Here is a 25,142-nt window from a genome sequence, read left to right as displayed (position 1 = left end):
ATCAGACCTCCGCGAAGGCGTTCTTGAGCTTGGCGGCGAAGGAGCGCTTGCGCGCCTGCGCCGATATGGTGTCCTCGACCCATTCCAGCGCATGGGTGGGGCAGATGGCCGCGCAGGAGGGCGAGCCATCGCAGGTGTCGCATTTCAGGATCTGAAGGCCCTGGAAATCCCACGACGCGCAGCCGAAGGGGCAGGCCTGCACGCACATCTTGCAGCCGATGCATTTGTCGGCGTCGAGTTCGACCTGCCCGTTCGCCGGATTACGGTGCATCGCCCTGGGCATGCACACGGTGACGCAGGCGGCGTCCTTGCACTGCTGGCACATCATGGGGACGGAGAAGCCTTCGCGTTCCCAGGTATAGACATGGATGCGGGACGCCTTCGGTCGGAAGTTGCCCTCATGCTCCATGGAACAGGCCAGTTCGCAGTTGCGGCATCCGGTGCATTTGTCCGGATGGATCATCAGCATCATGCTCATGGTCGATGACCTCCTTCAGGCCGTGACGCGGGCGCCGCTTGCGTGGTGCGGCGGTTCTTGCGCGTCCGGTGCTGCGCGCGTCTCCCCGGTTCAGCCCGCCCCCTCCCGGGAATTCCGCGCAACAGGCGGCATCGCCGGAACGGCCATGGCCTCCGGGCGTCGAGGGGAAAGCGGGCATATCGGCTGTCAGGCCCCGCACGGGACCGGCCGGGGGACGGATCCGGTCCTTCGGAAACCGGCTGGCCTCAGGGCGGATGGCAACCGGCGATGAGGGATTCCGGCCCGCAGGACCGGAAACGTTGCAAGAGGAGGAGCTGTACTGAGTTATCGTTCATAATGCTGGCCCGTTATGATCGGGAAGACATAGGGCCCGTCTGATGATCTGATCCAAGAGGCGGGTCTGTCCTGTCTTTGCAACAGACCTGCCTTTCTTATCACCGCTCCGCACACTCCGATATGATTTACATCAAAGCGTCCTGGTCGAATCAGGTGAAGACTTCATACCATTGACCAATGGTATTTTGCCGAGACGCCGATGCATGAGCTGTCGCTTTGCGAAAGCATCGTCTCCCTGGTGACGGAGAGCGCCGGGCGTGAAGGGCTGCGGCGGGTGACCCGCGTCACGGTGGACATCGGCGTCGCCTCCGCCATCGATCCGGACGCCCTGCTGTTCTGCTTCCCCATCGTGACGGAGGACACTCCGGCAGCCGGGGCCGAGCTGGCGGTCAACCGCATCGCCTTGCAGGCCCGCTGCGCCGCCTGTGGCGCCGATTTCTCACCGGAAAGCCTGATCTCCCCCTGCCCCGCCTGCGGCAGTCACGACCGCAGCCTGCGCGCCGGACGGGACATGCGGGTTGTGTCGTTCGAGGGAGAGTGACAGGACGGCACGAAAAAGGGCGCGGCCCATCGCAGGCCGCGCCCCATCGGAATCGTCCCATCTGACTTTTGAACCTCGGGCTTCGACCGTCAGGCGCCGGCGATCAGGCGAGCCTTCTCCACCGCCACCTGTTCCGTCCGCGCGGTGGCGATCACCGCCTTTTGCAGCTTCTCGAAGGCGCGGACCTCCAACTGGCGCACGCGCTCGCGCGAGACCTGGAAGGTCTGGCTCAGCTCCTCCAACGTCAGCGGCTCGTCCCGCAGACGGCGGGCGACCAGGATGCGGCGTTCGCGGTCGTCCAGCACGCCCAGACCCAGCTTCAGGAACTGCTGGCGCCGCCGGCGCTCCTCGGAATCGGCCAGCACCGTCTCCTGGTCCGGCCGGTCGTCGGCCAGCAGATCCTGCCATTCGGCATCGCCATCCTCCGACAGCCCGACATTCAGCGAACGGTCGTTGCCCAGGCGGCGGTTCATCTCCACCACCTCGGCCTTCGACACGTTCAGCTCGGTGGCGATGCTCTCCACCGCCTCCGGCGACAGGTCGCCGCTATCCAATTCCTGCATCCGCGCCTTCAGGCGGCGCAGGCTGAAGAACAGCTTCTTCTGTCCGGCGGTGGTGCCGATCTTCACCAGCGACCAATTATGCAGGACATATTCCTGGATCGCGGCGCGCACCCACCAGGAGGCGTAGGTGGCGAAGCGGAAGCCCTTGCCCGGATCGAACTTCTGCGCCGCCTGCATCAGGCCGACATTGCCCTCCGCCACCAGATCGGCCAGCGGCAGGCCGTAGCCGAGATAGCCGCGCGCCATCTTGACGACGAGCCGCAAATGGCTGCCGACCAGCCGGTCGAGCGCCGCCGGATCCTGATGGTCATGCCAGCGGGCGGCCAGCTCAAGTTCAAGCTCCGGCGTCAGATACTGGTATTTGCGGGCGTCCTGCAGATAGAGCTGCATCGGCTCGGCGGAACGGGGGGCGGCGGAACGGGGGGCGGCGGTACGGGGGGCGGCGGTACGGGGTTGCGTGTTGCGGGTTTCAGCGTTGCGCTGCATGGTGTCTCTGTTCTCCCTGCCGACAGGGGGCGCCGCCGCGGGCGATGGCCCGGCGTCGATCCGGTCGGTCCTGTTGATGCCGGTTGTTGTTTGTTGGTTCGTTGCCGGCATTCGACGCTGCCGGACAGCGTGCACCGGTTCTCGGTGCGGGACGGGTGAAAGGGGCCCTCTCCGGCCCCGCGGGCGGCGCCGCGACCGGGGAAGGGGCCGCGGCAGCCAACACGCCGCAAGGCCGGAGCGGAACTGACGGGCCACGCGGTCAGCGTGGCCGGACCGATGGAAAAAGAAGTATCTTCAAGGCGACGATCATACCACCCGGGTCGGCGCCATCAACGGCGCAACTGACTCCATGTAGGAATTTTCACAAAAAGTTAAAGGGGCGCCCAGGTGAGTTTTCCTGGCACCCTGGTTGGAGCTTGGTCCAGGCATCGGTTTCCGGGGCCGAAGCTGGAAATGGGGTGGCGCGGTTCCCTTTTCAACCCCATCCCTGCCGGCAGGGAATATCCATCGAAATTCGAATGATCTTGCAAAGACGTTAATTATAAAAATCAGAACAATGCAAACAAAGATCAATATATAGATTATATTGAAAATACATTTACAGTCATGACCTCAATTCCTCGGATGATTCTCAGGATGTCACTTGCGAATTCCTGTCGCCTTCGCTTACCGTCGATATGTATCCGGCATCCACCGATCCGAGGCTAGAGCCGACATGCTTGAAGACATCGTCATCGATACCCCTGTCGACCGGCCGCACTCTTCCGGCCGGACGTCCGAACAGACCGCCGGCAGCGCGTCGTCCCAGCCTCTGCGCGTCGCTGTCCTGTGGAAGACGCCGAACCTGGGTCTCTATTCGAACGCCGCGTTCGACGACCTTTTCAACGGCATCGGGCACAACAACGGCAACCTCGCCTTCGTCCATTCGATCTGTAGCCACATCACCAATCCGGTGAAGCACTTCAGCTGGGGCTCCTCGGCGGAAACGCTGCGGAACAATGCCGACATCATCGTCATTCCCTGCGCCAACCAGTTGGGCCGCCACACCGATTACGGCCAGATGGCCGAAAATCTGGAGAAATCGGGCCTGCCCATCGTCGCCATCGGCCTTGGCGCCCAGGCCAACAGCTATGACCACGACATCGAGCTCAGCCCCGGCACGCTGCGCTGGGCCCAGGTGATCGCGGCGTCGAATCCCGCCTCCGCCTGCTCCACCAACATCTACACCCGCGGCGCCTACACCACGGCGCAGTTGGACAAGCTCGGCATCGCCGGGTCGCTGCCGGGCGGCTGCCCGTCGCATTTCCTCAACCAGGCGCCGGGGCTTGGGCGGAAAATCCACGCGAACTGGTCGGCGCTCGACCTGCCGCGCTCGATCACGGTGGCCGGCGGCCATCAGGCCTGGGTCAAGACGCGGGAGATCGAGCATCAGCTGATCGCCCTGATGATGGATCCGCTGGCGCCCGGCCAATACATCGTCCAGTCGATGGGCGAGATGATCCGCGCCTCGCGCGGGCTGTTCGACGGCATCGACCCCCATGCGCTGACGGAAATCCACCGCCACACCGTGCCGCACTATTCGTTCGGGGAGTTCAAGGCCTGGTGCCGGAATTACATGCGCTCCTACTATGACGTGCCGGCCTGGATGGACACTCTGCGCCAGCAGGATCTGACCATCGGCTGCCGCTATCACGGCGTCGCCCTGGCGATCCAGGCGGAGCGGATGGGCCTGACGGTGACCATCGATTCGCGCACGCGCGAGCTGTGCGAGAACACCGGCGTGCCCTATGCCGACGCCGCCGACCTGACGATGCCGCTGACCCGCGGCCGGCTGAAGTCGCTGATCGCGTTCGATCCGGATGCCTACGACCGTCACCGCGCCGAGTCGGCCGCCCGCTATCTCGATTTCCTGATCGCCAACCGGCTGCAACCGGCACCCTTCCTGAAATCCATCGCGACCGGCAAGTGACGGGACGGGAAACGGGACTGGGAACGGCCGCCATGCTCCGCCGCACAATGGCCCTCGCGCTGACGCTGGGCCTGGCCGTCGTGCCCGCCCAGGCCCTGACCATCACCAAGACGGGGGAGCCGGAAACGGTCACCTCCTGGCGGCGCGACGCCTGCGGCGAGAGCGACGCGCCGGACACCCCGGCGCGCGCCTTCCGCGATGCCGGCGGCACGGTGCATCTGATCGCCACGCACGCCACCGCGCGGGCACTGACCGGCCCGTCGCTGGACGCCCTGCGGCCGAACTGCGCGGTGATCTTCCAGGGCCACGGACAGGACGATCCCCGGCTGCATGACGACCGCAGCTGGATCTCCTCCTTCCACACACCGGACGGCACCAGCGTGTTCGCCCTGGTCAGCAACGAGTTCCATGCCGACAAGCGGCGGGCGCTCTGCCCGTCCGGCCAATATATGCGCTGCTGGCGCAACAGCATCACCGCCGCGGTCTCCACCGACGGCGGGGCGAGTTTCCGGCTGAGCGCCGCTCCGCCCAACCACACGGTGGCGACGCTGCCCTATCCCTACAGCGGCGACATCGGCCAGCGCAGCGGCTATTTCGCGCCGAGCAACATCATCCGCGATGGCGACCACTGGTACGCCTTCCTCTGGGCCGAGCGGTTCGGGGCGCAACAGCGCGGCGCCTGCCTGATGCGTAGCGACAACCTCGCCGACCCGCGGTCCTGGCGCGGCTGGGACGGCAAATCCTTCTCCGTCCGCTTCGTCCGCGACGACCAGATCCGCAACGGCGATACGCCGGAACGCCATGTCTGCGCCCCGGTCGCCCCGGACATGCTGCAAGGCACGGTGCGCAGCGTCGTCCGCCACCGCGCCAGCGGCCTCTTCATCGCCACGCTGGCGATGAGCCGCGACGGGCGGACCGGCATCTGGACCACGACCTCGCCGGATCTGCTGAGCTGGTCGAAACCGGCGCTTCTGTGGGCGGCCCCGCTGCTGTTCCGCCATGATTGCGGCGACGCGGCGGCCTTCGACTATCCCGCCCTGCTCGATCCCGCCAGCCGGGACCGCAATTTCGGGGACGCCGGCAAGACCGCCTATGTCTACATGACGCGGCTCAACCTCGACAAATGCCGCATCACCTGGAACCGCGACCTCGTCCGCCTGCCGGTGGCGATCGACGGCGGCAAGGGCTGAGACAGCGCTGGAAACGCGACCGGAAGTGGGGCCGGAAATGGGGCCGGAAACGGAAAAGGGGCGGCCCCCGGCGGCCTGAACCGCTGGAAGCCACCCCCATGGCCCGCCGGGCATCTCCGGTCAGGCGGCGGCGTTCACCTCCGCCACGAAGCGCTGGACCTCGTCCTTCAGCCGCTCCGACTGTTCGGAGACATTCTCCACGCTGGAGGACACCAGACGCATCCGCTCGCTGGTGACGGTCATGGTCGAGGACAGCGACCCGACGCTGCTGGTGACGCGGCGGGAGTTGTCGGCGGCGGTGCGGGCGTTGGCGAAGATCTGGTGGGTCGCCGCCTCCTGCTGCTGCACCGCCGACGCTACCTCGCCGTTCAGTCCGCTGAGGTTGGTGATCAGGCTGGCGATGCCTTCGATGGCGCTGATGGCGTTCGCCGTCGCCGCCCGGATCGCACCGACCTGGGCCTGGATGTCCTCCGTCGCCTTCGCCGTCTGGGTGGCGAGGCTCTTGACCTCGCTGGCGACGACGGCGAAGCCCTTGCCGGCCTCGCCGGCGCGGGCGGCCTCGATGGTGGCGTTGAGCGCCAGCAGGTTGGTCTGGCCGGCGATCGAGTTGATCAGCTCCACCACCGCGCCGATCTGTTCGGCGGCGGACGCGAGGCCGGTGACGATGCCGGTGGTGTTGGCGGTCTCGGTCACCGCGCGCGAGGCGGTCTGGGCGGCGCTTTCCACCTGACGGCTGATCTCGGCGATGGAGCTGCGCAGCTCCTCGCTGGCCTGGGCGGCGGATTCGACGCTGTCGGAGGCGCCCCGCGCCGCGCCGGCGGCGGCATGCGCCTCGTCGGTGGTGCTGGCGGCGTCGCTGGTCAGGGCGGCGGTGCGGTCATGCAGGTCCACCGTGGTGGTGCTGAGCGTCGCCACCACCTCGTCCATGGCGCGGGCGAACTCGGCGGCGCGGGCGGACAGGCGCTCGCGCTGGAGGTCGCGGGCGGCGCGCTCCAGCTCGGCGCGCTGGCTCTCGTCGCGGGCGGCCCGCAGGGTGGTGGCGAGACCGGCCACGGCGCGGGCCATGTCGCCGATCTCGTCCGGACGCCCGGCATGGGGAACATCGGCGGCGAGATCGCCGCCGCCGATGCGGCCCAGCACATCGCGGATCGCCAGCAGCGGACGCGACAGGCCGTGCGACACCCAGATGCCGATGCCGACGCTGATCGCCAGCAGAACCAGCGACACCTCCAGCTCGCGCCAGACGCGGACGCGGAACTCCGCGTCGACGTCGTCGGTGTAGACGCCGGTGCCGATCATCCATTGCCAGGGCTGATAGCCGGCGGCGTAGGCGATCTTCGGCGACGGCTCGGCATCGTCGGTGCGCTTGTGGCGGAAGACGACGAAGCCGCCGCCGGCCTTGGCCGCCTCGGTCATCTGCATGTTGAAGGGGACGCCGTCGGGGTCCTTCAGGTTCAGCAGGTTCTTGCCTTCGACCTGCGGGCGCAGGCCATGCACCAGGCTGACGCCTGCATAGTCATAGACGAAGAAATACTCGCCATTGCCATAGCGCATGGAGCGCACGGCGTCGCGGGCGCGCTCCTGCGCCTCGGCGCGCGACAGCTTGCCGGCCTTCTCCTGCTCGCCATACAGCGCGACGACGGAGGCGGCGGCCTCCACCATCTCCTTGACCTTGGCCTTGCGCTGTTCGGTCAGGTTCGTGCGCGTCCCCGTCAGGTGGACGGTGGCTCCGGCCAGCGTGCTGAGCAGCGCCACACCGAACACCAGCAGCATGAGCCGCGTACCAATCTTGAGCTTCATCGCCCCTCTCCTCCTCCGGATCCATGCGACTTCGCGCGGCATCCGCGCATCAATTCAGTGTTCGACCGCATCCGGCTCGGGCCGGACAGCGGGCGGCGGGCAATGGGTGGCGGGCGGCGCCTCAAGCGGATCGCAGCGCCACCGCCCGCCCGGCGGGGCGGGCGGACGGGTGAAGGCCACGACCTCGCAATTCCCCAGCTCCACGCCCGGCCGTCCGGCGAGGCGGTGCAGCAGGATGCGGCCGATCCCCTTGCTGCCGACCAGAAGCGGCCGGCGCGCCAGCAGGCCGTCGGGCCCGTCGGCAAGGTCATCGACGCCGTCCAGGACGCGGGCCGCGAAGACCTCCTCGCCTTCCCCGCCCGGCGGCGTCCGCCCGGCGGCGAACCAGGGGCGGGTCTGCTCGATGGACAGGCCGTTCCACTCCCCCAGGCCGCGCTCGCGCAGCCAGTCGCGCCGGACGAGCGGAACGCCGAGCAGCTCGGCGAACAGGGCGCCGGTGGCGACGGTGCGCCGCAGCGGCCCGGCCACCACCAGACCGCAGGGCCGGCCCGAACGGCGGAAGCGCTCCGCCGCCGCCCGCGCCTGTTCGAGCCCGCGGTCGGTCAGCGGCACGTCGCGGTCGCCGCCGCAGCGCACGCCGCGCCGGTTGTCGTCGGTCTCGCCATGGCGGACGAAATGGAAGCCGTCGGTCATCGCCAAACCCCTCAGCGGAACAGGATGCGCGCGGCGCCGGCGCTCCAGCCGATGGTGCTTTCCACCGGCAGGGCATGGCGGTCCGCCATCCAGCGGGCCAGGGCGCCGATATGCAGCGGGTCGCTCAAGGTCGGGGTGTGGCCGACGTCCGGCACATGCAGGACGCTGGTCCCCGGCCGCCCCATCATCCGCGCGATGGTGGTCTCCTGAAGGGCGTCGCTCATCATGCCGTGCACCAGCAGCACCGGGCAGGCGACGAGCCGCCAGTCGTCCCACTGGTCATGATCCTGGGCGGCGCCGTCGCGGTAGCATTGCAGCGCGCGGATGTCGTGGCGATAGACCCGGCCGCCATTCTCCTCCGACCAGCGGGTCTGGTGGAAACTGTTGTGCAGCAGAACGGTGTCGTCGACCGGCCCGTCATTCTTCTGGGCCGCCCCGGTGCGGCGGAACATCTGCGCCGGTTCGCGGAAGACATAGTGGCGGGCGACCGATTCGGCGCGGCGGCGGCGGCGTTCGGTCGGGATGAAGGGGCCGATGTCGTTCAGGATCAGCCGGTCGACCAGCTCCGGCGCCTCGGCCGCCACCCGCATCGCGACGCTGCCGCCCAGCGAGGATCCCAGCAGCGTGACCGGACCCAGACGCTTGTGCCGGATCAGCGCCAGCACCTGGGCGACGTTGCTCTCGAAGCTGTAGTCCGACTGGTCGGCCAGCCAGCCGCTGCGCCCGCGCCCGGCCCAATCCAGGCACAGCACATGGTAATGGCGCGACAGCGCGCGGGCGAGATAGTCGAAGCGTCGCGCCGAATTGGCGATGCCGCCCAGGCACAGGATGGCCGGATTGTCCGGGCTGCCCCATTCCGTATAGGCGAGGCGGATGCTGTAGTCGTTGCGCAGCCGCTCCACCGTGCCGGGCTGGAGGGTGGCGCAGTGGGTATAGTCGAAATGACGCAGCCGGTGGCCGGCGCCGATCAGCGGTTCGATGACCCGCATGATCGTCTCGTAGGTCTTCCAGCTCATCTCCTCCGCCGATCCGACGCCGAGCGCGTCCAGGGTGGCGCGCAGCGCCTCCATCGGCCGGTCGTGGCGGCCGGCGATGGCAAGGCTCTCTCCGGCGAAGGACAGGGTGGGCATGGTCCGAACGGGTTCCACGAGCATCTGGTCAGGCATGGGCGTCGAAGCCTCCGTGATCGATGGGTGGGGTGTCGAAAGCGGCGAGGGTGGCGGAGGGAACCGCGCGGGGCGTGATGCCGGAGCCGTCATCGGGCGGCTCCCTCGGCGGCGGACGGGCTGGAGGAGGCCAGCAGGAAGACGGCGCAGAAGGCGGCGCCGCACAGCATGCCGAGCAGGCCCAGCGCCACCAGCGCGGCCTGAATTCCGAAACGGTCGGCCAGCGCCGCGGCCAGCAGCGGACCGACCGCCGAACCGCCGCGCTCCAGCAGGCGGTAGACCGCGAAGACGCTGGAGTCGCCGATGCGGGCGCAGTCGGCGCGGCAGACCTCCGGCACCAGCGCCAGCTGGGTGGCGTTGTTGAGCGCGTGGGCGATGCCGAGGGCGGCGATGCCGATCAGCAGTCCCGGCACCCCCGGCTCCTGGAGGATCGCCAGGGTGCCGGCCCCGCCGACCAGCCCGCCCAGCCCGGCGAAGAAGGCGTGGCGGCCGGTCCGGTCGGCCATCCGCGACACCCAGGGGCCGAGCAGGACGATCATCAGTCCATAGATCATCATCAGCCGGCCGATCCCGGCCGGCGTCTCGCCCGCCGCATGGAGCGACACCGGGACGAGATAGAACAGGTATCCGGTCAGCATCAGCTTCGTCGGCACCGACGAGAACAGCAGCAGTGCCAGGAATCGGGAATTCGCCAGCAGCGCCCTCACGTCACCCATGCGGACGCGGCGGCGTTGCGCCCGGTCCCCCTGCCGGTCGGCCGGAAGCAGCGTCACCGCCGCCACCGCGACCAGGACCAGCAACGCCGAAACGGCGAAGGTGGCGCGATAGCCGAACTGGTCGGCCAGGATGCCGCCCAGCGGCGCGCCGCACAGGCCGGCCACGATCACCGCGGCGACGAACTGCGCCATGCCGCGCGCCCGTCGGTCCGCCGGGGTATGGCGGGCGATGAAACCCTGCGCCGCGATGAACATCACCGCGTAACCGAGCGCGCAGGCACCGCGCCACAGCAACAGCTCCGCCAGCGACCCGGCCATCGCCGTCCCGGCGAATCCCGCCACCGCCGGCAGGGAGCCGAGCATCAGCGTGCGGCGGCTGCCGAACCGGTCGGCCCAGGCGCCGGCGAAGGGCGTGAAGACCGCGACCAGGGCCATGAACAGCCCGATCGGCAGCCCCATCATCAACGTGTCCGACAGACCGGCGACGGGGATGTAGAGATCGCGGGCGTAGAGCGGCAGGAAGGAGCGCGACAACTCCTCCGCCAGCATGAAGAGGAACAGGGCGGCGCGCATGGCGCCCACCGCCGCCGTCCCGCCACCGGTCTCCCCCGGCCGCCGCCGGGTGGCGAGAAGAAGCAACCCTTCGAAGACCAGGAGAAGACAGACGGCCAGCAGCACCGCCGCGTCGGAGAGGAAGTCCTGCGCCGCGCCGTCCGGCAGCCGCCCGACAAGCGACGGCAGGGACGCGGCACCGAAGACCAGCACCGCCGCCGCCACCATCGTCAAAGCCCGCAGCGGCGTGGCGCCGGCCGCCCGCAGTAGGGACGGCGACAGCAGCCCCGCGGCCGCGGCCATCGCCGCGACGGCGATGGCCATGATCGCCATTTGGTCGCGGATGGTCGCTGCCAGAACCTGTGCGGCATCAAGTCCAAGCTTCGACCCAACAGTTCCGTAAAATTTTTCAAAAATCAGATAAGAAAACATGCAAATACAGAAGATGATCACAATGGGCAGAGACACACGCGGATGCGCAACTGAATTTGGTTGCATTGGCGACTCCAGCGACACAACCGCTTTGTGGGAGAGAGTCGAAACTTAGTTCCTAACTCCAAAGAATTGGTAAACCGAAATTGCGAGGAAAATTAAATTTTCCGCTAATGGATCATATATTTTTAAATCCGCTATGTTTGACATGCTGATGTAAGCAATAGTCTGTAAAATTTGATGATATATCAGATTTTAATCGGATTATGTGCGGTATCACGGGGGGTTCGCATCTGTTTTCGACCATTCAAGTGAGTTCAGCTTCGCCAATCGCGATTTCCACCAAACCAATACGCATCTTGGTTGCAGCGCAACAAAGGTCGAGCCTTGCCATTCTGGATTGGAAACGGCATTGGAATTTCACAAAATCCGGGAATGCCGGAATGAGGACAGCGCGGAGCCACCAGCTTCGACCACCGGCGAACATGAAAAATTCATCGTCAATCGACGGGAAAATGCCGATGCGCCGTCCTCCCGCCAGGCGGGGGATATCGTTCCGCGACGCTTCGCCACATCGCTAATGAAAGTGATTCGCAGAACTATGAGGCAGCGGCCGTCGCCGCGAAGCGCACACCCTCCGCAGGCGTGCCCCCTATGAGTGTTCCCCCCGATGACCCTGCTCCCGCCAAGCTCCGCTGACGCCACCACCTCGTCCGTAACCACCGGCCGGTTGCCTGGCCCGGCACCCGGCGGCACCGCGGACCCTCCGCCGGTCAGGGATAGCGGTTATCGCCTCGGCGCGTTGCGCAAGGGACAGCGCGCGGTGGTGACCGGTCTCGACGAGACCGCCATTTCCACCCCGCTGCCGCCGGGCGAGCTGGAACGCCGCATGATCGAGATGGGCCTGATCGAAGGCGCCCGTGTTGAGATCCTGCATGAGGGATTCCCCGGCGCCGATCCGCTCGCGGTGCGCATCGACGACCACACCCTGGCCCTGCGCCGGGCCGAGGCGCACGCCATTCTGGTGACGCTGGCCTAGAGTGTGATCGTTTCAAGCGGCATCGCTTGAAACGTGAATCACACGAAAAACCGAAAGCCTGGAGCCTGTCCGGTGCTTCAATGGGCACCGGACAGACTCCAGGCGTCGCCCCTCCTCCTGGCGGAGAAGTTTCCGCGATGTCCGATACAATCCTGTCCAGTCCCGCCGTCCCGCCGCGCATCGCGCTGGTCGGCAACCCGAATTGCGGCAAGACCGCCCTGTTCAACGCCCTGACCGGCGCCCGCCAGAAGGTGGCGAACTATCCCGGCGTCACGGTCGAGCGCAAGATCGGCGAGTTCGTCAGCCCGGCCGGCAACCGCGTGCAGATCGTCGACCTGCCCGGCACCTACAGCCTGCGCGCCCGCTCCCCCGACGAGGAGGTGACGCGCGACGTCGTGCTCGGCCGCTTCCGGCACGAGGCGCCGCCCGACGTGATGGTCTGCGTCGCCGACGCCACCAATCTGCGCCTGCATCTGCGGCTGGTGCTGGAGTTGCGGAAGCTCGGCCGCCCGATCATCCTGGCGCTCAATATGATGGATGTCGCCGAGGCGCGCGGCTGCCGCGTCGACGCGGCGGCCCTGTCGGCGGCGCTGGGCGTCCCGGTGGTGCCGACGGTGGCGATCCGGCGCACCGGCGTCGCCGGACTGCTCGACCAGATCGACCGCAGCATGACGGCGCTGGCGGCGGACCTCGCGCCGGCCCCCGCCCCGGATTCAGCCCCTTGCGGCTGGAGCGAGCCTTCGGCGCGGGACCTGCGCGCCTATCACCAGGAGGTCGAAGGCATCCTGGCCGCCGCACTCCGCGATGCCGGGCGCCCGTCGCTCGCCACCCGGCGCATCGACGCCGCCCTGCTGCATCCGGCCATCGGCCTGCCCTTCCTGTTCCTGGTGCTGTTCCTGATGTTCCAGGCGGTGTTCGCCTGGGCCGCGGTGCCGATGGATATGATCGACAAGGGGCTGGGCTGGGTCCAGGCCGCCGCCGGCGCCGCCCTGCCCGACGGCCTGCTGAAAAGCCTGCTCACCGACGGCATCATCGCCGGGGTCGGCAGCGTGGTGATCTTCCTGCCGCAGATCCTCGTCCTGTTCTTCTTCATCCTGATGCTGGAATCCACCGGCTACATGGCGCGGGCGGCCTTTCTGCTCGACCGGCTCATGGGCGGGGTCGGGCTGCATGGCCGCGCCTTCATCCCGCTGCTGTCCAGCTTCGCCTGCGCGGTTCCCGGCATCATGGCCGCCCGCACCATCGAGAACCGCGCCGACCGGCTGGCCACCATCATGATCGCCCCGCTGATGACCTGCTCGGCCCGGCTGCCGGTCTACACCCTGATCATCGCCGCCTTCGTCCCCAACCGGACGGTGGCCGGCGGCATGATCGGCCTGCAAGGGCTGGTGATGTTCGCGCTCTATGCCGCCGGCATCCTGTCGGCGCTGGCCGTCGCCTTCGTGCTGAAACGCACGATCTTCAAGGGTGCGCGCGAACCGCTGCTGATGGAGTTGCCCTCCTACCGGCTGCCCGGCCCGCGCGACGTCCTGCTGGGGCTGCTGGAACGGGCGCGCATCTTCCTGGCCCGCGCCGGCACGGTGATCTTCGCCATCATGATCCTGCTGTGGTTCCTCGGCAGCTTCCCGGCGGCGCCGGACGGGGCGGCGGGTCCGGCCATCGATTACAGCTTCGCCGGGATGCTGGGCCATGCGCTGGCGCCGCTGCTCGCCCCCATCGGCTTCACCTGGCAGATCGCCATCGCGCTGGTGCCGGGCATGGCGGCGCGCGAGGTGGCGGTGGCGGCGCTGGGCACCGTCTATGCCCTGAGCGAGACCGGGGACGCGCTGTCCGGCTCGCTGGCCGGGGTGCTGGCGGCGGACTGGAGCCTGCCGACGGCGCTGTCGCTGCTGGCGTGGTTCGTGTTCGCCCCGCAATGCGTCTCCACCCTGTCGGTGGTGAAGCGGGAGACCAACAGCTGGTTCTGGATGCTGGTGATGATCGTCTACATGACGGCGCTGGCCTATGGCGCCGCCTTCGTCACCTTCCGGCTCTCCACCGCCCTGCTGGGAGGCTGAACCATGATGGAGAGCCTTCTCGTCGGGCTGATCGTCGCCGCCGCCTTCGCCTGGGTGGCCTGGACCCTGCTGCTGCCGGCGGCCTTGCGCGACCGCCTGCGCTGGCTCGCCGGACGCCCGGTCCCCACGCGGGCGGGCGGCGGTTGCGCCGGCGGTTGCTGCGGCTGCGAGGCGGCGGGAGCGCATGGAGGCGGGCCGAAGCGGGGCCGGCCCCGCTGACGGTGTCCCGCTTTTGATCACCGGCCCGATCACCAACCGGGCGGGCAGGACCGGCACCCGGTCATCAAGGCGTCCTGGAAGATGGCGAAGCGCAGCTTGGCCCCGTCCATGTTGGCGCCGGACAGGTTGGACAGGGCCATCTTCGCCTCCTGGAGATTGGCCCCTTCCAGGCTGGCCCCGGCGAGATTGATCTTGTCGGCGCGGATCGCCTCCAGATTGGCGGCGGTCAAGTCGCTGCCGGTGAAGTCGGCGCCGGTGGCGCGGGCGAATTCCAGATTGGCGCCGCGCAGCCGCGCCCCCGACAGGCGCGCCCCCTGAAGGAAGGCGGTGCGCAGGTCGGCGCCGTCGAGGATGGCGCCGGTCAGGTCGGCGCCGCGCAGGTCGGCCTTGCGCAGGTCCGCCCGCATCAGGTTCGCCCCATGCAGATCGGCCCCGGCCAGTGACAGGCCGCGCAGGTTGCGATGCCGCAGATCCAGGTTGGGACAGACGATGCGCGGGCCGAGCGCGCAGCCGTCGACGACGCTGGCCCGCTCCTCCTCGCCGCCGCCGATCGGCTGTGCCGCCTCCTCGACGGAGGCGGGGACGGCGGCTGTCTCCATCTCCGCCGCCAGGGCGGACGGCGCCGCGAGTCCGACGGCCAGGGCCAGGAACCGGCTGAAACTCTTGGTCCGCATGCTCTTGCTGTGCGACGTCATGATGATGCCTCCCGAGGAAAGATCGCCCTCTCCCTGGGCGGGAGAGGGGATGAAACACGATCGCCCTGGTCCATGGGGGACCCGAACCCGCTCACTTGCTGCTGGAGACCTTCACGTCGGCCAGCTTGAACACCCAGAAGGAGCCGCCCTGGGTCACGCGCGTGGTCAGGTCGGCCAGATCGCCACCCCACAGCGGCACCGCGCCGCCATAGCCGGTGGTGATGCCGACATACTGCACCCCGTCCTGTTCCCAGGTGATCGGCGAGGAGACGATCCCCGACCCGGTCTGGAAGCGCCACAGCTCCTCGCCGCTCTTGGCGTTGAAGGCCTTGACGAAGCCGTCGCCGGTGCCGGTGAAGACCAGATTGCCGGCGGTCGCCAGCGTGCCGGCCCACAGCGGCAGCTCCTCCTTGTGTTCCCAGACGATCTTGCCGGTCTTCGGATCGAACGCCCGCAGGCTGCCGACATGGTCGTCGAACATCTTGTGGATGCGGAACCCCATGCCGAGATAGGCGGAGCCGGGGTTGTAGCCGACATGCTCGGTCCAGTAATCCTCCTTCCAATGGTTGGCGGCGATGTAGAACAGCTTGGTGTCCTCGCTGTAGGACATCGGGTTCCAGTTCTTGCCGCCGAGGAAGGGCGGCGACACCTCGACCGGCTTGCCGCGCTTCTCGCCTTCCACCGGCAGGGGCGGACGCTGCCCCTCATTCTCGATCGGGCGGCCGGTCTTCAGGTCGATGCCCTTGGCCCAGGTGATGCCGTCGACGAAGGGAAAGGCGGCCAGCACGCTGTCGGGCTTGTTCGGCTCGCCGCCGGCCGTCGCCAGCTTGATGCGGTCGGTGACATAGAAGAAGCCGTTGCGGTCGGCATGCGCCGTCGCCTTCACCGTCTTGCCCGACGCGTCGGTATAGTCGAACAGCACCAGCTCGTTGTTGCCGGAGAAATCCCAAGTATCGTTCGGCGTGTGCTGGTAAAAGCCCTTCAGCTCGCCGGTGGTCGGATCGACATAGGCCTGGCCGGAGGTGTAGAGGCTGTCGCCGGGCCAGCGCGCCCAGCCGTTCCACGGCGCCGGGTTGCCGGTGCCGATGACGATGGTGTTGGTCTCGATGTCGAAGGTGGCGCTCTGCCACGGCGCGCCGCCGCCATGGTTCCAGGCCTCGACCAGATTGCCGTCCTTGTCGCGCGGCCAGGAGGGCGCCTTGTCGCTGCCGGTGACCGTGCTGTCCTTGCCGTTCAGCCGGCCCATGTGGCCTTCGACCAGCGGACGCATCCAGATCTCTTCGCCGGTGTCGGGATCGCGGGCGAACAGCCGCCCGACCACGCCGAACTCGTCGCCCGACGAGCCGTGGATCAGCAGGACCTTGCCGGTCTTCTGGTCCTTCACGATGGTGGGCGCGCCGGTCATGGTGTAGCCGACCTTGTGGTCGGCGAATTTCTTCTTCCAGACGACCTTGCCGGTATCCTTGTTCAGCGCGACGACGGAGGCGTCGAGCGTGCCGAAGAACACCTTGTCGCCATAGATCGCCGCCCCGCGGTTGACCACGTCGCAGCAGGGGCGGATGTCGTCGGGCAGCCGGTGGGCATAGCTCCACAGCCGCTTGCCGGTCTTGGCGTCGAGCGCGAACAGGCGCGAGTAGGAGCCGGTGACGTAGATCACCCCATCATGGACCAGCGCCTGGGTCTCCTGGCCGCGCTGCTTCTCGTCGCCGAAGGAGAAGGACCAGGCGGGGACCAGGCGCGACACGCTCTCGGCGTTGATCTGGTTCAACGAACTGAAACGCTTGCCCTCCACCCCCATGCCGTACATCAGCACGTCGCCGGGGTTCTTCGCGTCGTTGGCGATGGCGTCCCAGGTGACCTCGGAGGCCGAGGCCGGCGCCGCCGGTGCGGCGGCCAGGAACAGCGCGGCGGCGATGGCGGAGATGCCGGCCAGATGAAGCGTGCGGGACCGGCGCCGCTTGGCACCGGTCAAGGCCGCCGGCATGCTGTAGGACGAAAGTGTCATGCGTTTCCCCCGTTGATTGACCGCGATGCGATGTTCGTTTTGTCGGCGCCCGGCTGCGGAGCCGTGCGGCGAGACCGTCACGCCGGCCAATCCCATCGCCGGAACGGCGGGAGGCTGTACCGCCTCCGGGTCCGGGAAAGGCCGCGCGTGACGATGTCGTGCCGGAAGACCATTGCTTCCTGGGCGGCAGGACTTCTTGAAATCGGTCTGTGCATCCCGCCCGGCGCACAGCCCCTGTCTTGCCGGCCCCAATAGTCTCTTCAGCTGACTTTCCGTGCCATTCGACAATCCGGGGAAGAACTTCTTGAACCCCGGCCATGGCGATATCCTGGATCGCACGGGATTTTTTCCCGATCGCGCCCAAGAAGTGCCGGCCGGGCCGGTCCTTCGTCGCACGATTGTGCGAATGGCCGATGGCGCCCGATCCGATGGATCGCCTAACATTCCGCCCATGGTCTTATTCGGGGAGCGGGTGACGGTGTCGCTGAGGATGCGCATGCTGGCCCTGATCGGGCTTTTCCTGCTGCTGATGGCGGCGGCCGGCGGGGCGGTGATGATCGCCAACGCCCGCGACGCCGTCCGCGCGGAGATGGCCTCCGCCCTGGAGCTGGGCGGCGTGATGGCGCTGGCGTTGGCGGAGCGCGGAGAGGCGCCCGGCGGGATCGGCCCCGGCGGCATCGGAACCTTGAACGACCTGGGCCTGCGCCATCTGCGCTTCGTCGGCCCCGGCGGGGCACCGGAAGCGCGACCGGGCAAGCACCGCGCGCCGGACTGGTTCGCGGCGCTGATCGGCGGCGAGTTGCAGGAGCGCCGGCTGGCCGGAAGCGGTCTGCGCATCGTCGCCGAGCCGTGGGACGAGATCGCCGAGGTCTGGGAGGACATGAGCGATCTGGCCGTCACCATGCTGGCGGTCGGTCTGCTGTTGATGGCGGCGGCCCATCTGGCGGTCGGGCGCGCCCTGGCCCCGCTGTCGCGGCTGGAGGCCGGGGTGGAGCGGCTGCGCTCCGGCGATTACGCGTTCGGTCTCGATGGCCGCGGCGTGCCGGAACTCGCCCGGCTCGGCGGCGGCATCGCCGCGCTGGCCGAGGGGCTGGCGGCGGCGGAGCGGGAGAACCGGCGCGCCGGCCAGCGGATCGTCGCCGCCCAGGATGCCGAACGGCGGGAGATCGCCCGCGAGATCCATGACGAACTCGGCGCCGCCCTCTTCGCCATCAAGGTCGATGCCGGCCGCATCCTGCGCCTGCGGGATGGCGGCGGTGGCGGTGGCGGTGACGGGAAGTCCTGGGACGAGGCCGCCGAACGGGCCGGCAAGATTCTCGACACGGCGGCGGAGGTCCACCGGCTCAGCCGCCGCATCCTGGTCCGCCTGCGCCCGGCCCTGCTCGACCAGTTGCCGTTGAGCGAGGCGCTGGCCGAGCTGGCCGGCGACTGGCTGCGGCGCCAGCCCGACCTCGCCCTGACGCTCGCCATCGACCCGGCGTCCGCGGTGGCCGAACTGGACGGCTGCGACGAGGTGCTGCGGCTGACCATCTACCGGCTGGTACAGGAATCGCTGGTCAACGCCCTGCGCCATGCCAAGCCGTCGGCGGTCGCCGTCGGTCTGCGCGTCGATCCGGCGGCGGTCGGGATCACGGTCACCGACGACGGCCCCGGCCTGCCGGACGGCGAGGAGGCGGGGCGGGGCGGCTTCGGCATCTCCGGCATGGCGGAACGGGTGCGGGCGCTCGGCGGCAGCCTGTCGATCGGACCGGCGCCGGGCGGCGGCACCCGCGTCGCGGCCCACCTGCCCCGGCCGGCCGGCCCCCCATCCTCACCGCTGGCACTGGAGGCCATGGCGTGACCCGCACCATTCTTCTGGTCGACGACCATCCCATCGTCCGGGCCGGCTGCCAGCGCCTGCTGGCCGAGGCGGCGCTGGGCCGCGTGGTGGAGGCGGAGGATGTCGGCAGCGCGCTGGACCGCTGGCGGGCGGAGCGGCCGGACGTCGTCATCCTCGACCTCAACATCCCCGGCGAGGGCGGCGGCATGGCGGTGCTGCGCGCCATCCAGGCGGAAAGCCCGGCGGTGCCGGTCCTGATCTTCAGCATGCATGAGGACCCGGCCATCGCCGCACGCACGCTCAAGGCGGGGGCCAGGGGCTATGTCACCAAGAACGACGCGCCGGACAGCCTCGCCTCCGCCATCGGCACGGTGCTGGCCGGACGCATCCATCTCGACAATGGCCTTGCCCGCGAACTGGCGCTGATGACCCTGACGCCCACCGCCGACCCGCTGGCCGGGCTGACCCAGCGCGAACGCGAGATCCTGGGGCTGGTCGGGCGCGGGCTGACCACGGCGGCCATCGCCGACCGGCTGGGGATCAGCCAGAAGACGGTCGCCAACGCCTGCACCCAGATCAAGGACAAGCTGGGGGCCGACAGCGCCCGCGCCCTCATCCGCATCGCCATCGACAGCGGGCTGGCGGATTGAGCCGCTTGGCGGACTGGGCGGCCTGGCGGACTGGGCGGCCGTTCCGCGCCGTTCAGCCGCCCTTGGCCAGCGCCCGGCGGAAGGCGTCGAGCGTCTCGGCGCTGACATGATGCTCGATGCCTTCGGCGTCGACGCGCGCGGTGTCGGCGCTGACGCCGAGCGAGCGGAGGAAGGCCTCGACCGTCTGGTGGCGCTCGCGGCTTTCCCCGGCCATCCGCCGCCCGGCCTCGGTCAGGAACACCGCCCGGTAGGGCTTGCGATAGACCAGCCCATCCGCCGCCAGCCGGTCCAGCATGCGGGCGACCGTCGGCTGCGCCACCCCCAGCCGCGCGGCGATGTCGACCTGCCGCGCCTCCCGCCCGCTTTCGATCAGGTCGGCGATCAGCTCGACATAATCCTCGGCCAGGGCGGCGCGCTGCGCCTCCCGCGTCTTGCGGAAGCCTTCGGCATGGAGCTCGGCATCGGGCAAAGCCGAGTCGGGGACGGCCGATCCAAAGCCGCTCGTTTCAGGTGGATCGGCCATCGCGGGCCTCTGCGATTTCGACAGCCACACCGCACCTCTCCGGAAAAATTTGGTTCCAAAAGTATAGCGCCTTGCATACTCGATGTCGCGATACATACTTGAATGAGACCAGTTCTCAATTCGGCCGCCAGTTTTCTCAGGCCAGTTTTCTCAGGTCAGCCGGGAGTCTCGCCGATGTCGGAAGCCGAAGCCGCAGCGCCGCCCCCCGGCGCCTGGAGATACGCCAGCCCGGACGGGCAGCTCCGGCCGAGCCTGCCGGAGGTCCATGCCTCGGTCGCGGTGCCGCAGGGCGGCTTGTGGCTGCGCCGGCTGCTGGCCTTCGCCGGACCAGGCTACATGGTGTCGGTCGGCTACATGGATCCCGGCAACTGGGCGACCGATCTGGCCGGCGGATCGCAGTTCGGCTACACGCTGTTGTCGGTCGTCATGCTGTCGAACCTGATGGCGATCCTGCTGCAATCGCTGGCGGCGCGGCTGGGCATCGTCACCGGGCGCGATCTGGCCCAGGCCTGCCGCGACCATTACCCGCGCCCGGTCAATCTGATGCTGTGGCTGGCCTGCGAGGCGGCGATCGTCGCCTGCGACCTCGCCGAGGTCATCGGCACCGCCATCGCCCTGAACCTGCTGTTCGGCATTCCGCTGATCGGCGGGGCGCTGATCACCGCGCTCGACGCCTTCCTGGTGCTGCTGCTGATGCAGCGCGGCTTCCGCTATCTGGAGGCCTTCGTCGTCGCGCTGCTGACGGTCATCGCCGGCTGTTTCCTGGTGCAGATCATCGCGGCATCCCCGCCGGTCGCCGCCGTGCTGCACGGCTTCGTGCCGACGGCGGAGGTGGTGACCGATCCCGGCATGCTCTATGTCGCCATCGGCATCCTGGGGGCGACGGTGATGCCGCACAATCTGTATCTCCATTCCTCCATCGTGCAGACCCGCGCCTATCCGCGGACGGAGGAGGGGCGGCGCGACGCCATCACCTGGGCAACCGTCGACAGCACCGTCGCACTGATGCTGGCCCTGTTCGTCAACGCCGCCATCCTGATCCTGGCGGCCAGCGTCTTCCACGGCAGCGGGCACACCGAGGTGGCGGAGATCGGCGAGGCGTTCGAACTGCTGTCGCCGCTGCTGGGACTCGGCATCGCCTCCACCCTGTTCGCGGTGGCGCTGCTGGCCTCGGGCCTGAACTCCACCGTCACGGCGACGCTGGCCGGCCAGATCGTGATGGAGGGCTTCCTGCGGCTGCGGCTGCCCCACTGGATGCGCCGGCTGCTGACCCGTGGGCTCGCCATCATCCCGGTGGTGGTGGTGACGGCGCTTTATGGCGAGAGCGGCACGGCGCGGCTGCTGGTGCTCAGCCAGGTGGTGCTGTCGTTGCAGTTGCCTTTCGCCGTCATTCCGCTGGTCCGCTTCGTCACCGACCGCGGCAAGATGGGCCGCTTCGCCGTGCCCGGCTGGATCGCCGGACTGTCCTGGGCGGTGGCCGCCGTGATCGTCGTGCTGAATCTGAAGCTGCTGTACGACACCCTTTCCGGCTGAACGCTGTTGTGCGGGATGCGCACGCCATCGCGGAGGAGCGGACATGGGCAGCGGCAGGCAATGGACGATTCGGGCCTTGCGCGGCGGGTTTCTCGCCGCCGTCGCCCTGCTGGCCGGCTCCTGCGCCAACCCGCAGGCCGAGCTGGCGTTGCGGGCGCCGCGAACCATGGTCGGCATGAGCAAGGGCGCCCTGCTGTCCTGCGCCGGGGTGCCGGACCGCTCCACCGTCTCCGGTGACGTCGAATATCTGGTCTACACCCGCAAGCAGACCCTGGTCGACCGCGACGTCGATTGGGAACCGAGCCCGTGGCTCGGCCCGCGCGGGCCGATGCTGTGGCGACCCGACGTGACGACATGGTCGCGGACCTACCGCTGCGAGGCCACCTTCGAGGTGAAGGACGGGCGGATCACCGCCCTGCGCTACAACGAGGACCGCGACCCGACCTTGTGCTATCCGATCGTCGGAAATTGTGCACAGTAGCGACAGCCTGACGGCGGTCGGGCCGGCCATGTCCTGTGACTTTCGGAAGATCGTCTTGTGATCGGCTGCGGCCGGGCGGCCGGGCGGTTATGCTCCCGTCCGCCGACCGGGGATTCGAAAAGCGAGGGGACGAGATGGCGGGCAGACGGCGCAAGATGCCGCGCAGGCGCAAGGGCAGACCGGCGAACGCGGCGCGCGGACCGGCCGCCCAGGCCATCGCCACCGGGCGGACCGCGGCGGACGGACGGGCTGCGGGTGGTATCACTCCTGCCGGCATGGCTCCGGGCGGCATCACGACGACCGTGCGCCCGCCGCCCGCCACCGGAGCCAAAGGGCGCAGGCGCCGCCTTTCCATCACTCCGGATGCCGCCGCCGGCCATTTCCTCAGCCCGGAGCAGCAATTCCTGCTGAAGAAGCGCAGGGAGGCGGACCGGCGCGCGGCGAAGGACCGCCGCACCGCCCTGATCCTGATCCTGGCGCTGGTCCTCCTGGTCGCCGGCGCGGTCGCCGGTCTGGTCTGGCTCTGGCGCTCCCAAATGGGTTAGGCGAGGTGGGTCAAGGACGCCCCACCCGCCTCAGTGCACCGCCTCAGTGCACCGCCCCGGCGAGAGCGGCGGCATAGCGGTCGGCCAACAGCGGGCTGGCGGCGGCGCAGGCTTCGGCGACGAGGCGGGATCCCTCGACATAGGCTTCGGCACGCTCGACGCTCCAGGACAGCGGGCGTTCGACCGCCAGCGCCTTCAGGATCGAGATCTGTTCGGCCAGCTTGATGCGCTTGGCCCCCTCCGGCGCGGCGGCGAGGCGGGCGGCCTGGATCGCCTTGCGCTCGGAGATCGCCCGGCCGACATCCTCCGGCGCGTCGCTGACCGCCGCCACCAGACCGGCGACCTCCGGACCGAAGCGCTCGGCGAGATCGGCGACGGTGGTCAGCCCATCCTCGACCGCGTCATGCAGCCAGGCCGCGGCGATCTCGGCCGGCGCGCCGCCCGCCTGCGCCACCAGCTCCGCCGTTTCCGACAGGTGGGTGACGAAGGGCGTGCGCGCCCGGTCGGGGCGATAGGTGCCTTCGTGCAGGGACGCCGCGTAGCGCAGGGCCTCCAAGACGATTTCCTTGTCCATAGACATGCGCTCTCCTCCGTGCCGCGGGCGGGCGATGAAGGCTTTGGCCCGCCCTGGCGGCGACAGTCCGCGAAAAGCCCGGCTCACCGGTCCGGGTGGCGTGCCCGGCCTCGCCCGATCAGGCGGCGCGTGCGGTGGGAAGACGGCGACAGCCGGTCTCGAACGCATGCAGCCGGGCTCTCAGATGGTCCGCCGTCACGCGGTCGAAGTCCAGAACCTCGGCCGGCGGCACATCGCCGCGGATCCGCATGTGGATCGCCGCCCGGCCGTCATGGGTCAGATGCAGATCGAAATCGCCGATCAGCCGATGCAACCCCTCGCCGCAATCCTCGCCATGATGGGCGCGGAACAGCACCTGCGCGCCGCCCTCGCGCTCCACCAGCTCGATGGTGCCGGCATCGGCCATGCGCCGCCCGAGCGCCTGGGCCTCGCCATGCAGGCGGACGACCAGACGGGCGAAGGCGGCATGGGCATCGGCGCCGAGCGGCTCATGATCAAGCGCGCGCTGGGCCGGGGCGACCGACCAGCGGTGGGACGAGACATCGTGAGGCATTGGAAAAACACTCCCGGGAAGGCGTGGACGGGCCGATCCCGGCGCGTCTCCCGTCCCTTTCCATATCATGCTGCACCGCAGCAGAACCCCGCGACAAATCGTCAAGTGGTATGACCACCGGGCAGGCCAGCCCTGTGATCGGATCGCCGGGATCTGGCCGCCCCCATCAGGCCGCCATGGCCAGTTCCGGGGCGAGCCGGCGGGCGTCGGCGATCAGCGCGGCGGTCAGCGGCGGCTGCGGGTCGCGCCGCGCCACCACCAGCCCGATCAGGGTGGACAGTTCCGGCGCCACGATTGGCACGGCGCGGATGGTCTGCGGCAGCAGCAGCGAATCGGCCATGATCTTCGGCATGATCGTCGACCACATGCCGGTGCGCAGATGGTTGGTCAGCACGACGATGGAGTTGGATTCCAGCATCGGCTCGGCCTGCACCCCCGCCTCGGCGAAGGCGCGGTCGATGATGCGGCGGTTCTGCATGTTGGAATTCAGCAGGCAGAGCGGCACGGTCGCCGCCTCCTCCCAGGTGACGCTGTCGCGCCTGCCCAGCGGGCCGTCCACCGCGGTGATCAGGTGATAACGCTCGTGATAGAGCGGCACCTCGTCGACATTGCCGAGCGGCTCGTTGTCGAGATAGGTGATGCCGGCCTCCGCCTCCAGATTCTCCAGCCTGGACAGGATCTCGGTGGAGCTGTGGGAGGCGATGGTGATCTTGATTCCGGGATGCATCGACCAGACGGTGGCGGTCAGCCGCTGCACCATGGGAAGCGCCGTCGGCACCACCACCAGCCGCAGCGTGCCGGTCAGCCCCTGTTTCATCGTCTCGACGTCGGCGCGCATCGCCTTGTAGTCGCCGACGATGCGCCGCGCCCAATCCAGCACCCGTTCCCCTTCCGGGGTGAAGCCGATGAAGCGGGCGCCGCGGTCGACCAGCGGCACGCCGAGCGTCGTCTCCAGCTGCTTGATCGCGGCGGACAGGTTGGGCTGGGACACGCCGCAGACCTGGGCGGCGCGGCCGAAATGTTTCTCCGTCGCCAGCGCGATCAGAAATTCCAGCTTTTCCTGCATGCCGGGGCTCCTTCAACCACGTTGGGCACAGCGTGGATCGGGAACTTATCAATCACGACCCCGGCAACATCATTGATCCGAGTCAGCTGTTCCTGTCGCGATGCCGGCCGCCGCAGCGTCAAAGCGACGCATCGTAGGCGCACATATCTTTTCGTTCAGGACACCTCCATCTCGACAAGCCGGAACGCCTCGCCCGCCGGCTGGTCGATCCGCAGGTCGGCGCCTTCCAGGAAGGTGTCGCGGCTGAGCAGGTCGAAGGCGTGGCGCAGGGCGTCGGGCTGCACCCGGCTTTGCCGTCCGACCGACAGTCTGACGCGGACCACCCGGTCGAACGGATCGGCGTCGCGCGCCTTCATCGCCTGTTCCAGCAGGGATTGGCAGAGGGCGATCTCATGCATGGGCTGGGTCCTTCGGAAACGGCGGAAATCCCCCTCTCCCCTTTGGGAGAGGGGGATTTTCCG

The 25,142-nt window shown here is 68.7% G+C and carries 24 protein-coding genes; 11 read left to right on the top strand and 13 right to left on the bottom strand.

Annotated elements, in window-relative coordinates; genetic code table 11:
• Position 1: 1 nt before the first annotated feature.
• The gene (locus tag AZL_RS23710; RefSeq protein WP_012976978.1) at positions 2 to 478 is read right to left on the bottom strand and encodes a 4Fe-4S dicluster domain-containing protein; all 477 of its coding nucleotides are present in this window, start codon (positions 476 to 478) and stop codon (positions 2 to 4) included.
• A gap of 535 nt (positions 479 to 1,013) precedes the next feature.
• Here AZL_RS23710 and hypA point away from each other — a divergent pair.
• Positions 1,014 to 1,355 (top strand): hydrogenase maturation nickel metallochaperone HypA, encoded by a 342-nt coding sequence (gene hypA / locus AZL_RS23705; RefSeq protein ID WP_012976977.1) that lies wholly within the window; start codon positions 1,014 to 1,016, stop codon positions 1,353 to 1,355.
• A gap of 89 nt (positions 1,356 to 1,444) precedes the next feature.
• On the opposite strand, the gene rpoH is transcribed toward hypA, so the two are convergent.
• On the bottom strand, positions 1,445 to 2,308 hold the full coding sequence (rpoH, locus tag AZL_RS23700; RefSeq protein WP_012976976.1) for an RNA polymerase sigma factor RpoH: 864 nt from the start codon (positions 2,306 to 2,308) through the stop codon (positions 1,445 to 1,447).
• An 811-nt stretch (positions 2,309 to 3,119) separates the two neighbouring features.
• Between rpoH and AZL_RS23695 the strand changes: the two genes are divergently transcribed.
• Both AZL_RS23695 and AZL_RS23690 read left to right on the top strand, forming a co-directional pair.
• Positions 3,120 to 4,373, top strand: a complete 1,254-nt coding sequence (locus AZL_RS23695) for a polysaccharide pyruvyl transferase family protein (RefSeq protein WP_012976975.1) — start codon at positions 3,120 to 3,122, stop codon at positions 4,371 to 4,373.
• 32 nt (positions 4,374 to 4,405) lie between these two features.
• On the top strand, positions 4,406 to 5,563 hold the full coding sequence (locus tag AZL_RS23690; RefSeq protein ID WP_012976974.1) for a hypothetical protein: 1,158 nt from the start codon (positions 4,406 to 4,408) through the stop codon (positions 5,561 to 5,563).
• A gap of 120 nt (positions 5,564 to 5,683) precedes the next feature.
• Here the strand turns inward: AZL_RS23690 and AZL_RS23685 are convergent, their stop codons facing one another.
• The 4 genes from AZL_RS23685 to AZL_RS23670 form a co-directional block, all read right to left on the bottom strand.
• Entirely contained in the window at positions 5,684 to 7,363 is a 1,680-nt protein-coding gene (locus tag AZL_RS23685) for a methyl-accepting chemotaxis protein (RefSeq protein ID WP_148219600.1), read from the bottom strand.
• A gap of 54 nt (positions 7,364 to 7,417) precedes the next feature.
• Positions 7,418 to 8,056, bottom strand: a complete 639-nt coding sequence (locus tag AZL_RS23680) for a histidine phosphatase family protein (protein WP_012976972.1) — start codon at positions 8,054 to 8,056, stop codon at positions 7,418 to 7,420.
• 11 nt (positions 8,057 to 8,067) lie between these two features.
• Positions 8,068 to 9,222, bottom strand: a complete 1,155-nt coding sequence (locus AZL_RS23675) for an alpha/beta fold hydrolase (protein ID WP_042445159.1) — start codon at positions 9,220 to 9,222, stop codon at positions 8,068 to 8,070.
• Between the two features lie 89 nt (positions 9,223 to 9,311).
• Positions 9,312 to 10,814: an MFS transporter gene (locus tag AZL_RS23670; RefSeq protein WP_247894439.1), complete on the bottom strand. Its 1,503-nt coding sequence runs from the start codon at positions 10,812 to 10,814 to the stop codon at positions 9,312 to 9,314.
• A 778-nt stretch (positions 10,815 to 11,592) separates the two neighbouring features.
• Between AZL_RS23670 and AZL_RS33905 the strand changes: the two genes are divergently transcribed.
• The 3 genes from AZL_RS33905 to AZL_RS23655 all read left to right on the top strand — a co-directional run bounded on the left by AZL_RS33905 (position 11,593) and on the right by AZL_RS23655 (position 14,237).
• Positions 11,593 to 11,961, top strand: a complete 369-nt coding sequence (locus tag AZL_RS33905; protein ID WP_086935462.1) for a FeoA family protein — start codon at positions 11,593 to 11,595, stop codon at positions 11,959 to 11,961.
• A 137-nt stretch (positions 11,962 to 12,098) separates the two neighbouring features.
• Positions 12,099 to 14,018, top strand: a complete 1,920-nt coding sequence (locus AZL_RS23660; RefSeq protein ID WP_012976968.1) for a ferrous iron transporter B — start codon at positions 12,099 to 12,101, stop codon at positions 14,016 to 14,018.
• Positions 14,019 to 14,021: 3 nt separating this feature from the next.
• Positions 14,022 to 14,237 (top strand): hypothetical protein, encoded by a 216-nt coding sequence (locus AZL_RS23655; RefSeq protein WP_042445155.1) that lies wholly within the window; start codon positions 14,022 to 14,024, stop codon positions 14,235 to 14,237.
• A 29-nt stretch (positions 14,238 to 14,266) separates the two neighbouring features.
• Here the strand turns inward: AZL_RS23655 and AZL_RS23650 are convergent, their stop codons facing one another.
• Positions 14,267 to 14,932: a pentapeptide repeat-containing protein gene (locus AZL_RS23650; RefSeq protein ID WP_012976967.1), complete on the bottom strand. Its 666-nt coding sequence runs from the start codon at positions 14,930 to 14,932 to the stop codon at positions 14,267 to 14,269.
• Positions 14,933 to 15,023: 91 nt separating this feature from the next.
• Positions 15,024 to 16,937, bottom strand: a complete 1,914-nt coding sequence (locus AZL_RS23645) for a methanol/ethanol family PQQ-dependent dehydrogenase (protein WP_371304243.1) — start codon at positions 16,935 to 16,937, stop codon at positions 15,024 to 15,026.
• 451 nt (positions 16,938 to 17,388) lie between these two features.
• On the opposite strand from AZL_RS23645, the gene AZL_RS23640 reads away from it, so the two are divergent.
• Together AZL_RS23640 and AZL_RS23635 are read left to right on the top strand one after the other, a co-directional pair.
• Positions 17,389 to 18,777, top strand: coding sequence for a sensor histidine kinase (locus tag AZL_RS23640; RefSeq protein WP_247894438.1), 1,389 nt, complete (start codon positions 17,389 to 17,391; stop codon positions 18,775 to 18,777).
• On the top strand, positions 18,774 to 19,406 hold the full coding sequence (locus tag AZL_RS23635; RefSeq protein ID WP_012976964.1) for a response regulator: 633 nt from the start codon (positions 18,774 to 18,776) through the stop codon (positions 19,404 to 19,406). The genes AZL_RS23640 and AZL_RS23635 overlap by 4 nt, the downstream gene beginning before the upstream one ends.
• Before the next feature lie 52 nt (positions 19,407 to 19,458).
• On the opposite strand, the gene mntR is transcribed toward AZL_RS23635, so the two are convergent.
• A complete protein-coding gene (gene mntR / locus AZL_RS23630; protein ID WP_042445444.1) occupies positions 19,459 to 19,929 on the bottom strand; it encodes a manganese-binding transcriptional regulator MntR in 471 nt (156 codons plus the stop codon).
• 174 nt (positions 19,930 to 20,103) lie between these two features.
• On the opposite strand from mntR, the gene AZL_RS23625 reads away from it, so the two are divergent.
• From AZL_RS23625 to AZL_RS23615, 3 genes are all read left to right on the top strand, one after another.
• A complete protein-coding gene (locus AZL_RS23625) occupies positions 20,104 to 21,462 on the top strand; it encodes an Nramp family divalent metal transporter (RefSeq protein ID WP_012976962.1) in 1,359 nt (452 codons plus the stop codon).
• 43 nt (positions 21,463 to 21,505) lie between these two features.
• Complete coding sequence (locus tag AZL_RS33620; protein WP_012976961.1) at positions 21,506 to 21,943, top strand: hypothetical protein; 438 nt, start codon at positions 21,506 to 21,508, stop codon at positions 21,941 to 21,943.
• A 134-nt stretch (positions 21,944 to 22,077) separates the two neighbouring features.
• Positions 22,078 to 22,488, top strand: a complete 411-nt coding sequence (locus tag AZL_RS23615) for a hypothetical protein (RefSeq protein WP_148219598.1) — start codon at positions 22,078 to 22,080, stop codon at positions 22,486 to 22,488.
• Between the two features lie 43 nt (positions 22,489 to 22,531).
• On the opposite strand, the gene AZL_RS23610 is transcribed toward AZL_RS23615, so the two are convergent.
• The 4 genes from AZL_RS23610 to AZL_RS23595 form a co-directional block, all read right to left on the bottom strand.
• Entirely contained in the window at positions 22,532 to 23,068 is a 537-nt protein-coding gene (locus AZL_RS23610; protein ID WP_012976959.1) for an HD domain-containing protein, read from the bottom strand.
• Between the two features lie 112 nt (positions 23,069 to 23,180).
• Positions 23,181 to 23,615: a hypothetical protein gene (locus AZL_RS23605; RefSeq protein ID WP_042445153.1), complete on the bottom strand. Its 435-nt coding sequence runs from the start codon at positions 23,613 to 23,615 to the stop codon at positions 23,181 to 23,183.
• Positions 23,616 to 23,781: 166 nt separating this feature from the next.
• Entirely contained in the window at positions 23,782 to 24,681 is a 900-nt protein-coding gene (locus AZL_RS23600; protein WP_012976957.1) for a LysR family transcriptional regulator, read from the bottom strand.
• Positions 24,682 to 24,836: 155 nt separating this feature from the next.
• The gene (locus AZL_RS23595) at positions 24,837 to 25,079 is read right to left on the bottom strand and encodes a hydrogenase maturation nickel metallochaperone HypA (RefSeq protein ID WP_012976956.1); all 243 of its coding nucleotides are present in this window, start codon (positions 25,077 to 25,079) and stop codon (positions 24,837 to 24,839) included.
• Positions 25,080 to 25,142: the final 63 nt, after the last annotated feature.

The organism is Azospirillum sp. B510 (assembly GCF_000010725.1).
Lineage (GTDB): Bacteria > Pseudomonadota > Alphaproteobacteria > Azospirillales > Azospirillaceae > Azospirillum > Azospirillum lipoferum_B.
Note: the sequence above shows the minus strand (reverse complement) of the source record. Positions and strands in the feature narration are given on the sequence as shown.